The following is a 10,923-nucleotide window of genomic DNA, read 5'->3' as shown; positions in this document are numbered from 1 at the left end:
TTTCGATCGGCGGGTGCTGGGCGCACGACTCCGCGAGCGACTCGCGGGGTGCGGCGCGGGTTTGCCCGCCCGGGCGGGGAAACCGACAGGCCACCCCGCGCCCAGTAGGGTCGTTCTCCGTGAGCGACTCGATGATCCGGGCGCGCGGACTGCGCAAGTCCTTCGGCGACTTCGAGGCGGTGCGCGGCATCGACATCGACGTACGCCGCGGTGAGTCGTTCGGGTTCCTCGGACCCAACGGCGCCGGGAAGTCCTCCACGATGCGGATGGTGGCCGCGGTGTCGCCGCCCAGCGCAGGCGAGCTGCGCATCCTCGGCCTGGACCCGGTCACCGACGGGCCCGCGATCCGCGCCCGGCTGGGGGTGTGCCCCCAGGAGGACACCCTCGACTCCGAGCTCACCGTCTTCGACAACCTCTACGTCTACGGGCGGTACTTCGGCATCCCCCGGGCCGACGTGCGGAACCGCGCCGAGGAGCTGCTCCACTTCGTGCAGCTGGGTGACAAGGCCCGCAGCAAGGTCGAGGACCTCTCCGGAGGAATGAAGCGTCGGCTGACCATCGCGCGGTCCCTGATCAACAACCCCGACGTGCTCCTCCTCGACGAGCCGACGACGGGCCTGGACCCGCAGGCGCGGCACCTGCTGTGGGACAAGCTGTTCCGGCTCAAGCAGCAGGGCGTCACCCTGGTGCTCACCACCCACTACATGGACGAGGCCGAGCAGCTCTGCGACCGGCTGGTCGTGATGGACCGCGGCGAGATCGTCGCGGAGGGCTCCCCGCTGGACCTGATCGCGCGCTTCTCCTCGCGCGAGGTCGCCGAGCTGCGCTTCGGGGTCGGGCAGCACGAGGGCCTCGCCGAGCGGGTCGCCGACCTGGGCCAGCGGGTGGAGGTGCTGCCGGACCGCCTGCTGGTCTACAGCGACGACGGGGAGGCCGTCGTCACCCAGGTGCACCAGCGGGGCCTGCTGCCCTCGGCGGTCCTGGTCCGCCGCTCGACCCTGGAGGACGTCTTCCTCCGGCTCACCGGTCGGACGCTGGTGGACTGAGTGGTCGCGCTCACCGAGTCCCTGCCGCGCCGTCCCGCGGGCCCGGCCGATGGCGTACGCCGCCAGGTCGACTACTGGCTGACGGTCTACCGGAGGACCTGGCGGGGCTCGGTCGTCTCGTCGTTCGTGACCCCGCTGTTCTACGTCGTCGCGATGGGGGTCCTCCTGGGCGGCTTCGTCCAGGGCGACCCGGCGCGGCTCGAGGGCGCGACGTCGTACCTCGACTTCGTCGTCCCGGGCCTGCTGGCCAGCCACGCGATGCAGATCGCGGTGGGCGAGGTGACCTACCCGGTGATGGGCATGATCAAGTGGCAGCGCGTCTACCACTCGATGCTGGCCTCGCCGCTGGGAGTCCCCGACCTCGTGGCGGGGAACCTCGCCTTCGTGCTGTTCCGGCTGGCCACCACGTGCGGCATCTTCATGCTCGTGCTGGTCCCGTTCGGGGTCTACGCCACGTGGTGGGGCGCGGTCGCCGCCTTCGGCGCGCAGGTCCTCGTCGGCATGTGCTTCGCGGGGCTCGTCTACGGGGTCACCGCGCGGATGACCTCCGAGGAGGGCTTCGGGATCATCTACCGGGTCGGCGTGTTCCCCCTCTTCCTGTTCTCGGGGGCGTTCTTCCCGGTGTCCAACCTCGGCCCCGTGCTCGAGTGGGTGGCCCGGGTCACGCCCCTGTGGCACGGCGTGAACCTCTCCCGGATGTTCACCCTCGACGTCGTGGACTGGCGGCTGGCCGCGGTGAACGTGGCCTACCTGTCGATCCTGACGGCGGTGGGCTGGCGCTGGTCGGTCACCGGGCTGGCCGGAAGGCTGGTGTCCTGAGTGGCTGTCGCGGTTCCCACCCAGGTCGCCACCTCGCCGCTGAGCCCGGCGCGCGCGACCGGGCTGCTCTTCCTGCGCAACTTCATCGTCTACCGCTCGGCGTGGAAGCTGTTCCTGACCGGCTTCCTCGAGCCGGTGTTCTACCTGCTGTCCATCGGCGTCGGCGTGGGCCGGCTGATCGACACCTTCGAGTTCAACGGGCAGGAGATCCCGTACGCCGCGTTCGTCGCGCCCGGCATGCTGGCCGCGTCGGCGATGAACGGTGCGGTGATGGACGCGACGTTCAACGTCTTCTTCAAGCTGAAGTACGCCAAGCTCTACGACCAGATGCTGGTCACCCCGTTGTCGACCGGCGACATCGCCCGCGGGGAGATCGCCTGGTGCCTGGCCCGGGGCGGCACCTACTCGGCCGCGTTCCTGGTGGTGATGGCCGTCCTGGGGCTGACCGACTCCTGGTGGGCCCTGCTCGCGCTGCCCGCGGCGCTGCTCATCGCGTTCGCCTTCGCTGCGGTCGGGATGGCGCTCACGACGTACATGAAGAGCTGGCAGGACTTCGAGAAGATCACGTTGGTCCAGCTGCCGCTGTTCCTGTTCTCGGGGACCTTCTTCCCGGTCAGCACGCTGAGCGACCCGGTCCGCTGGGTGATCGAGGTGACGCCGTTGTACCGAGGCGTGGTGCTGTGCCGCGAGCTGACCACCGGGGCGTTGTCGTGGGCCTCGGCCGTGTCGGTGGTCTACCTGCTGGTGATGGGCCTGGTGGGGCTCGTCGTCGTCCGTCGTCGGCTGGGGTCCCTGCTGCTGCGGTGAGAGAGGATGGTGCCCATGACCATCGAGCCGGACACCAAGGACTGGACCTGGGTTCTGTCGCGGCCGTGCCCCGACTGCGGGTACGACGCGAGCGCGACCGCGGCCGAGCGGCTTCCCGACCTCCTCCGCGCCAACGCCGCGGCCCTGGCCGCCGTGATGGCCCGTCCCGGCGCCCGCACGCGGCCCGCGGAGCACGTCTGGTCCCCGCTGGAGTACGCCTGCCACGTCCGTGACGTGCACCGGGTGTTCGACGGGCGGGTGCGGCTGATGCTGACCACCGACGACCCCGCGTTCGAGAGCTGGGACCAGGACGCGACCGCGGTCGCGGAGCGGTACGACCTGGCCGACCCGGCCGACGTCGCCGGCGAGCTGACCGAGGCGGCGGAGATCGTCGCGGGCACCTACGCCGGGGTGGTGGGGGCCCAGTGGTCGCGGGTCGGACGGCGCAGCGACGGGGCGGTGTTCACCGTCGAGAGCCTGGGCCGCTACCACCTGCACGACGCGGTGCACCACCTCTGGGACGTCGCAGGACGATGAGGCTCACGGAGTTCTGGGCCAGGATGGAGCGCGCGCTGGGGGAGGACTACGCCCGGCACTGGGCCGGCCAGTTCGTGATGGCCGACCTGGGTGGGCGGACGGCTGCCGAGGCGCTGGAGGCCGGCGTCCCGGCGAAGGAGGTCTGGGCGGCGGTGTGGCGTGCGCTCGAGCTGCCCCCGGGGGACCGGTGACCGCTCCTCCCGACGTCGCGGCGGTGCATCGACGCACCCTCGCCACCCTCGTCGCCGGCCAGGCGGTCGGCGCGGTGGGCATCACCATCGGGATCGCCACCGCGTCGCTGCTGGCCCGCGACCTGTCCGGCTCGGAGAAGCAGGCCGGGCTCGCCCAGACCTGCCAGGTCCTCGGCGCCGCTGTGGCGTCGTACCTGCTGGCGCGGCTGATGTCGCGCCGCGGCCGGCGGGTCGGGCTGACGACCGGCTACCTGCTGGGCGCCCTCGGCGCGCTCGTGATCGTGTGGTCGGGCGTGCTCGGGTCGATGCCGGTGCTGCTGGTCGGGGCCACCCTGCTCGGGTCGACGACCGCGGCCAACAACGGAGCCCGCTACGCGGCCACCGACCTCGCCCCGCCGGTCTCGCGCGGGCGCTCCCTGTCCCTCGTGGTGTGGGCGACCACGCTCGGTGCCGTCGCCGGGCCGAACCTCACCGGACCGGCCAGCGCGCTGGCCGGGCGGCTCGGGGTCCCCGCGCTGACCGGGCCGTTCCTGCTGGGCAGCATCGGCATGCTGCTGGCGGCACTGGTGGTCTGGGTGTTCCTGCGCCCCGACCCCCTGCTGCTGGCCCGGGCACGAGTGGGGGTCACCGGCGTGCCGCCACGGGGGACGTCGTGGGCGAGGGTCTCGGAGGTGCTCTCGCAGCGGCCGACCGTCCGGTCGGCGGTGGTCGCGCTCGCCGCCGCGCACGCGGTGATGGTCGCGGTGATGGTGATGACCCCGCTGCACATGCAGCACGGAGGGGCCCAGCTGCGGGTGATCGGCCTGGTGATCTCGGTGCACGTCCTGGGCATGTTCGCGTTCGCGCCGCTGGTCGGCTGGGCCGTGGACCGGCTGGGCCGTCCTCCGGTCCTGGCGGCCGGCGGAGTGGTCCTCCTCGTGGCCCTCCTGCTCAGCGGCCGTTCCCCGGAGGGAAGCTCCTGGCAGATCCTGGTCGGCCTGTTCCTGCTGGGAGTCGGCTGGTCCCTGGCCACCGTGGCCGCCTCGACGATCATCGCCTCGGAGGTGCCGCTGGACGTGCGTACCGACGTCCAGGGGGGCTCGGACCTGGTGATGGGGGTCTCGGCGGCGGCCGCGGGAGGCCTGGCGGGGCTCATCGTGGGGTCGTGGGGCTATCCGGCCCTCAACCTGTTCGCCGCCCTGCTCGCGACCGGGGTGCTCGCTGCGGCGTACGCCGCCGGCCGCGCCGGAGGGCCGGGAGACCTGGCGGTGACCGACTCATGACCGTGTCGTGGGGCTCCTCGACCTGGGAGAGTGGCCGGGTGAGCGCGCACCGGGCCGACGTCGCCGTGATCGGCGGCAGCGGCTTCTACTCGTTCCTGGACGACCCGGTGGTCGTCGAGCCGGACACGCCGTACGGCCGCCCCTCCGGTCCGGTCACCGTGGGCCGCGTGGCCGACCGCACGGTGGCCTTCCTGCCCCGGCACGGCGCTCACCACGAGTACCCGCCGCACGCGATCAACTACCGGGCCAACCTCTGGGCCCTCCACGCACTCGGGGTGCGCCAGGTGCTGGCGCCGTGCGCGGTCGGCGGCCTTCGCCCCGAGGTGTCCCCGGGAGACGTGGTGGTCCCCGACCAGCTGGTCGACCGGACCTCCGGGCGGGCGCAGACGTTCGTGGAGCAGGGAGCGGTGCACGTGCCGTTCGCCGACCCCTACTGCGCGGCCGCCGCCCGAGTGGTGGCGGGGCTCGACCCAGCCGTGGTCAGGGGCGGCACGATGGTGGTGGTCGAGGGGCCACGGTTCTCCACGCGTGCGGAGTCCCAGCACTACGCGGCCCAGGGCTGGACCCTGGTCAACATGACCGGCCAGCCCGAGGCCGTGCTCGCCCGGGAGCTCATGATCTGCTACTGCCCGGTGGCCCTGGTCACCGACATGGACGCCGGGGTGGAGGCGGGCGAGGGGGTGGGCCAGGCGGAGGTGATGGACACCTTCGCCCGCCACGTGGAGCGGCTCAAGGGGCTGCTGCGCGAGGCGATCCCACGGCTGCCGGACCCCGACGGCTGTCCCTGCCGGACGTGGGCGGAGGGCCTGGACCTGCCCTACCTGGGGCCGTGACGCCGGGCCCGCGACACGCCGCGTCGCGGTACTAGGTGTCGAACACCTGTTCGGCCTAGGGTGGTCCACAGGTGGCACGCTGGTCGTCGTTCTCCACAGATCCTGGCGCAGGATCAGCTCTGTCGGTGGGCCGGTCTAGCGTCCAGCACGACGTCGAGAAGACACCCGAGAGCTCGGCGGCCCCCGTGGTGGGGGTCCGCCAGATTGGACGGAGCACCATGGCAGCAGCAGGAGACCGCGACAAGGCGCTGGACGCCGCTCTCGCGAACATCGAGAAGCAGTTCGGCAAGGGTTCGGTGATGCGGCTGGGTGACGACACCCGGGCGCCGCTGGAGGTGATCCCGACCGGGGCGATCGCGTTGGACGTGGCGCTCGGCATCGGCGGACTGCCCCGCGGGCGGGTCGTGGAGATCTACGGCCCGGAGTCCTCGGGCAAGACGACGGTCGCGCTGCACGCCGTGGCCAGCGCCCAGCGCGCCGGGGGGATCGTCGCTTTCATCGACGCCGAGCACGCCCTCGACCCGGAGTACGCCCGCAACCTCGGGGTCGACACCGACGCCCTGCTGGTCTCCCAGCCCGACTCCGGCGAGCAGGCGCTGGAGATCGCCGACATGCTGGTGCGCTCCGGTGCGCTGGACCTCATCGTCATCGACTCGGTGGCCGCGCTCGTGCCGCGCGCCGAGATTGAGGGAGAGATGGGCGACAGCCACGTCGGGCTCCAGGCCCGGCTGATGAGCCAGGCGCTGCGGAAGATGACCGGTGCCCTCAACGGCGCCGGCACCACGGCGATCTTCATCAACCAGCTGCGCGAGAAGATCGGCGTGATGTTCGGCTCTCCGGAGACCACCACCGGTGGCCGGGCGCTGAAGTTCTACGCCTCCGTCCGGCTCGACGTGCGCCGCATCGAGACCCTCAAGGACGGGACCGACGCGGTCGGCAACCGCACCCGCGTCAAGGTCGTCAAGAACAAGGTCGCGCCGCCCTTCAAGCAGGCCGAGTTCGACATCATGTACGGCAAGGGCATCTCCCGCGAGGGCGGGCTCATCGACGTCGGGGTGGAGGCCGGCCTGGTGCGCAAGGCGGGTGCCTGGTACACCTACGACGGCGACCAGCTCGGCCAGGGCAAGGAGAACGCGCGGAACTTCCTGCGCGACAACCCCGACCTGGCCAACGAGCTGGAGAAGCGGATCCTCGAGAAGCTCGGGGTCGGGCCGCAGGTCGGCGAGGAGGCCGAGCCGCTGTCCACCGACCCGATCGGGATCGATGACTTCTGAGACCGGGGTGGCCGTCCCCCTGCCCGACCCGTGGCAGGGGGACGTCTCGGTCGGCGTCCGGGCCTGGACCGGCACCCCGCCGCCGCCCGAGGACGAGGTCGCCCACGGGCCCGAGGCCGACCCGGAGGCGGTGGCCCGCGCCATCCTGCTCGACCAGCTCACCGGCCAGGCCCGCAGCCGCGCCGAGCTGCGCGCCACGCTCGCCGCGCGGGGGGTGCCCGACGACGTCGCAGAGCGCCTGCTGGACCGGTTCGAGGAGGTCGGCCTGGTCGATGACGCCGCCTTCGCCCGCGCCTGGGTGGAGTCCCGGCACGCCGGTCGTGGGCTGGCCCCGCGAGCGCTGGCCCACGAGCTGCGCCGCAAGGGGGTCGCCCCGGAGGCGGTCGCCGCCGCCCTGGAGCAGGTCGACGAGGCCTCCCAGGAAGAGGCCGCCCGGATGCTCGTGCACCGCAGGCTGCGCTCGATGCGTGGCCTCGAGGCGTCCGTGGCGACCCGGCGGCTGGTGGGACTGCTGGCCCGCAAGGGCTACCCCCCGGCGCTGTCGTTCCGGGTCGTCCGGGAGGCGCTCGGCGACGAGACCGACGCGGAGCCTCTACCCTGAGTCTCGATGGCAACCCAGGTGCTGGTGCTGCACCCCGGGGGCGAGCTGAGTGGCGTCGCCCATGAGGGTGAGTCCTGGGCGGCCGCGGCGAGACGGGTCGGGCTGAGTCTGACCGGGGTGCCGGTCGCGCGCGACCTCTCCGGGGCGGCCAAGGTCTTCGAGATCGACCACGACCTGGTGGTGAGCGTACGCGCGATGACCCGCGGTGACCTGCCCGACCTCATCCGCTGGCGCCAGGCCCCGCACGTCCGGCGCTGGTGGCACGGCGACGGGCCACCCACCCCCGAGGAGGTGGCCGCGCGGTACGGCCCCCGCATCGACGGCGCGTCCCCCACCCGGATGTGGGTCGCAGAGGTCAACGGCCGGGCGGTGGGCTTCCTGCAGGACTACCGCATCGCCGACTACCCCGAGTACGCGCTGCTGGGCCCGGACCCCACCGCGATCGGCGTCGACTACGCCGTCGGCGAGCCCGCCTGGCTGGGCCGTGGGATCGGCACCCGCGTGCTGTGGGCCTGGATGGAACGCGCCCACCACCGGTTCCCCACCGCCCCCGCGTTCTTCGCGGCCCCCGACCACCGCAACGCCGCCTCGCTGCGGGTCCTGGACAAGGTCGGCTTCAGCCGGGGGCTGTGGTTCGACGAGGCCGAAGCCGACGGCACGGTCAGCACCGTGGTGGGGTGCCGGCTCGCCGTCGGCCGCGTGCTGGCCTGAGCGCGCGCCCGGCCCCCTAGGCTGGCGTCATGACGACCTCCCACGCGCTGCGGCTGCCCTCGGGCCCGGTCGACCTGAGCACCCTCCCCACCGACGCGACGCCCGGCTTCGACGGTGACAAGGAGGAGGGCGAGCAGGCCCTGCTCGAGATGGGCGCCGAGCTGGCCGAGCTGCAGGAGCGGCTCTTCGCCGAGCGCACGACCGGCTCCTCACGCAACGTGCTGCTGGTGCTGCAGGGCATGGACACCTCTGGCAAGGGAGGGGTGCTGCGCCACACGGTCGGTCTGGTCGACCCGCAGGGGGTGCGGATCACCTCGTTCAAGGCGCCGACCGAGGAGGAGAAGCGGCACGACTTCTTGTGGCGGATCCGCGCGGCACTCCCCGGTCCCGGGTACATCGGGGTCTTCGACCGCTCCCACTACGAGGACGTCCTGGTGGTCCGGGTGCACGGCCTGGCCGAGCCGGCGGAGATCGAGCGCAGGTACGACGCGATCAACGCCTTCGAGGCCGAGCTGGTCGAGTCGGGCAGCACCCTGGTCAAGTGCATGCTGCACATCTCCGCGGCCGAGCAGAAGGAGCGGCTGCTGGCCAGGTTGGACGACCCGACCAAGTACTGGAAGTTCAACCCTCGCGACGTCGACGAGCGGGCGCAGTGGCCGGCCTACCGGACGGCGTACGAGACCGCCCTGGAGCGCACCAGCACCGCGGCGGCCCCCTGGCACGTGATCCCCAGCGACAAGAAGTGGTTCCGCAACCTCGCCGTCGGCGGGCTGCTCCTCGAGGCCCTGCGCGGGCTCGACCTGCGTTGGCCGGAGGCCGACTTCGACGTCGCCGAGCAGCAGCGCCGGCTCGCCGACGAGGCGCCGGTCGGGTGATCCCGACGGTCGCGGTGACCCGCTACGTCACGCCGCTGCGGGAGGGTGGCTCGCTCCCCGGACTCGTCGAGGCCGACGACCTGGGCACCTACGTCTGCAAGTTCCGGGGCGCCGGGCAGGGAGTGCGGGTGCTGGTCGCCGAGGTCGTCGTCGGTGAGCTGGCCCGTCGGGTCGGGCTGCGGACCCCTCGGCTTGTGGCGCTGGAGCTGGACCCGGAGATCGCCCGCTACGAGGCCGACGAGGAGGTGCAGGACCTGCTCAACGCCAGTCCCGGCCTCAACCTGGGTGTGGACTTCCTGCCCGGTGCCTTCGGCTACGACGCCGACCCGCCGGCCGCCGCCGACGTCGGTGCCCGGCTGCTCTGGCTCGACGCGTTCTGCGCCAACGTCGACCGGAGCTGGCGCAACCCCAACCTGCTGGTGTGGCACGGCGAGGTGTGGGCCATCGACCACGGGGCGTGCCTGTACTTCCACCACGCCTGGGACGCCGGAGTCGGCGACCCGGCCCGGTTCGCCGCCCAGCCCTGGGACCCGACCGGCCACGTCATGCTGGACAGCCTGCCGCGCGTCGGCGGCGTCGACGAGGAGGCTCGGGACCTTCTCGGCCCCGGAGCGTTCGCCGAGGTGCTGGCCTGTGTGCCGGACGCGTGGCTCGATCCCGTGCCCGGCGCCGGGTCGCCGGACGCGCTGCGGGCGGCGTACGTCGACTTCCTGACCGCTCGCCTGGGGACCAGCGGCTGGCTCCCGGAGGTGTCGCGATGACCCGGCTGCCCTACCAGTACGTCGTGCTGCGCTGCGTCCCCCGCGCGGACCGGGAGGAGTTCGTGAACCTCGGGGTCGTGCTCTACTGCGAGGAGGCCGGGTTTCTCGAGGCGGCCTGGCTGGTCGACCGGGACCGGCTGCTGGCCCTGGACCCGGAGGTGGACGTGGAGCGGGTCTGCGCGACGCTGGAGTTCGTCCAGGGCGTGTGCGCCGGTGACGCGCGAGGAGGGGCCGCGGCCAGAGAGCCCGCGCTGGGCACCCGCTTCGGCTTCCTCCGGGCACCCCGGAGCACGGTCGTGCGGCCCGGCCCGGTGCACGGCGGGGTCACCGACGCCCCGGCCCGGGAGCTGGACCGGCTGCTCTCCCAGCTGGTGGCCTAGCCGGACCACCGCATCAGACCGGGACCAGCTCCACGGCGCCGACGGCGTACCTGGCCAGGATGGTCCGGGCCAGCTCGGGGTGCGCGCCCAGCGGCTCGGACACCGCCACCGCCCCCGCCTCGAGCGCCAGCTCGGCCGCCCGGTCCGGCAGCCGGCCGGGGGCGAGGAACAGCGAGGCCACGGCGATGTGCCGCCGGCCCTCCCGCCGGAACGCCCGCACGGCCTCCCCGGTGGCCGGCGGGGCGGAAGACGCGAAGGCCGCGGTCACCGGAAGCCGGTGGTGGCCTCCCCAGACCCGGGCCAGCCGGGCCACCGCCTGGTTGGCCAGCGGGTCGGTGGACCCGGCGGCGGCCAGCACGAGGGCGTCGAGCTCGCGGACCCGTGCCTGCTTCAGCGCCGTGCGCAGGCGCAGGTCGAGGACCTCCAGGAAGCGGGTCTCCAGGCCCAGGATGTCGGTGACCCGGGCCTGCAGCCCGGGGTGGCGCTCGACGGCGGCGGCCACCGCACCCGGGACGTCGATCCGGGCGTGGAAGGCCCGGGTGAGCAGCAGCGGGACCACGACGATCTCGTCGTGCCCGGCGCGCACCAGCCGGTCCACCACCGTCTGGAAGGAGGGGGTGGCCAGGTCGAGGAAGGCGCGCTCGATGCGCAGGTCGGGCCGCAGGGCGCGGACCTCGGCGACGAGGGCGGTGATCGTCTTGGCGGACCGGGGGTCACGGCTTCCGTGCGCCAGGGCCACCAGGGCTGGAGCGGCCATCAGGGTCGGCTCCCTTCTTCGTGGGGGTGGGTGGGGGAGGGGGGGGGGGGCATGCGTGGGTGCAGCACT

14 protein-coding genes are annotated in these 10,923 nt (G+C 73.1%); 13 read left to right on the top strand and 1 reads right to left on the bottom strand.

The genetic code is table 11. The features are described 5' to 3' along the window. Nucleotides 1-119: 119 nt before the first annotated feature. The 13 genes from PLP61_RS10840 to PLP61_RS10780 all read left to right on the top strand — a co-directional run bounded on the left by PLP61_RS10840 (nt 120) and on the right by PLP61_RS10780 (nt 10,097). Nucleotides 120-1,046, top strand: coding sequence for an ABC transporter ATP-binding protein (locus PLP61_RS10840; RefSeq protein WP_502889030.1), 927 nt, complete (start codon nt 120-122; stop codon nt 1,044-1,046). Beyond that, entirely contained in the window at nt 1,047-1,865 is an 819-nt protein-coding gene (locus tag PLP61_RS10835; RefSeq protein ID WP_324502726.1) for an ABC transporter permease, read from the top strand. Continuing rightward, nucleotides 1,866-2,672, top strand: coding sequence for an ABC transporter permease (locus PLP61_RS10830; protein ID WP_324502725.1), 807 nt, complete (start codon nt 1,866-1,868; stop codon nt 2,670-2,672). 15 nt (nt 2,673-2,687) lie between these two features. Next, nucleotides 2,688-3,209: a DinB family protein gene (locus PLP61_RS10825; RefSeq protein WP_324502724.1), complete on the top strand. Its 522-nt coding sequence runs from the start codon at nt 2,688-2,690 to the stop codon at nt 3,207-3,209. Beyond that, entirely contained in the window at nt 3,206-3,400 is a 195-nt protein-coding gene (locus tag PLP61_RS10820) for a DUF3046 domain-containing protein (protein WP_324502723.1), read from the top strand. Before PLP61_RS10825 ends, PLP61_RS10820 begins: the two co-directional genes overlap by 4 nt. Beyond that, a complete protein-coding gene (locus PLP61_RS10815; protein ID WP_324502722.1) occupies nt 3,397-4,662 on the top strand; it encodes an MFS transporter in 1,266 nt (421 codons plus the stop codon). Before PLP61_RS10820 ends, PLP61_RS10815 begins: the two co-directional genes overlap by 4 nt. Nucleotides 4,663-4,700: 38 nt before the next feature. Then, nucleotides 4,701-5,495: an S-methyl-5'-thioadenosine phosphorylase gene (locus PLP61_RS10810; protein ID WP_324502721.1), complete on the top strand. Its 795-nt coding sequence runs from the start codon at nt 4,701-4,703 to the stop codon at nt 5,493-5,495. 218 nt (nt 5,496-5,713) lie between these two features. Next, nucleotides 5,714-6,769, top strand: coding sequence for a recombinase RecA (gene recA / locus PLP61_RS10805; RefSeq protein ID WP_324502720.1), 1,056 nt, complete (start codon nt 5,714-5,716; stop codon nt 6,767-6,769). Beyond that, entirely contained in the window at nt 6,759-7,370 is a 612-nt protein-coding gene (locus PLP61_RS10800) for a regulatory protein RecX (protein WP_324502719.1), read from the top strand. Before recA ends, PLP61_RS10800 begins: the two co-directional genes overlap by 11 nt. Before the next feature lie 6 nt (nt 7,371-7,376). Further along, nucleotides 7,377-8,081 (top strand): GNAT family N-acetyltransferase, encoded by a 705-nt coding sequence (locus PLP61_RS10795; protein ID WP_324502718.1) that lies wholly within the window; start codon nt 7,377-7,379, stop codon nt 8,079-8,081. Between the two features lie 29 nt (nt 8,082-8,110). Further along, nucleotides 8,111-8,956, top strand: coding sequence for a polyphosphate kinase 2 family protein (locus PLP61_RS10790; protein ID WP_324502717.1), 846 nt, complete (start codon nt 8,111-8,113; stop codon nt 8,954-8,956). Then, nucleotides 8,953-9,717, top strand: a complete 765-nt coding sequence (locus PLP61_RS10785; RefSeq protein WP_324502716.1) for a HipA family kinase — start codon at nt 8,953-8,955, stop codon at nt 9,715-9,717. Before PLP61_RS10790 ends, PLP61_RS10785 begins: the two co-directional genes overlap by 4 nt. Then, nucleotides 9,714-10,097, top strand: coding sequence for a DUF3037 domain-containing protein (locus PLP61_RS10780; RefSeq protein WP_324502715.1), 384 nt, complete (start codon nt 9,714-9,716; stop codon nt 10,095-10,097). Before PLP61_RS10785 ends, PLP61_RS10780 begins: the two co-directional genes overlap by 4 nt. A 13-nt stretch (nt 10,098-10,110) precedes the next feature. Here PLP61_RS10780 and PLP61_RS10775 read toward each other — a convergent pair whose 3' ends face one another. Continuing rightward, the gene (locus PLP61_RS10775) at nt 10,111-10,854 is read right to left on the bottom strand and encodes a sirohydrochlorin chelatase (RefSeq protein ID WP_324502714.1); all 744 of its coding nucleotides are present in this window, start codon (nt 10,852-10,854) and stop codon (nt 10,111-10,113) included. Between the last annotated feature and the right edge of the window lie 69 nt (nt 10,855-10,923).

Source organism: Nocardioides sp. (assembly GCF_035429765.1).
Lineage (GTDB): Bacteria > Actinomycetota > Actinomycetes > Propionibacteriales > Nocardioidaceae > Nocardioides.
Note: the sequence above shows the minus strand (reverse complement) of the source record. Positions and strands in the feature narration are given on the sequence as shown.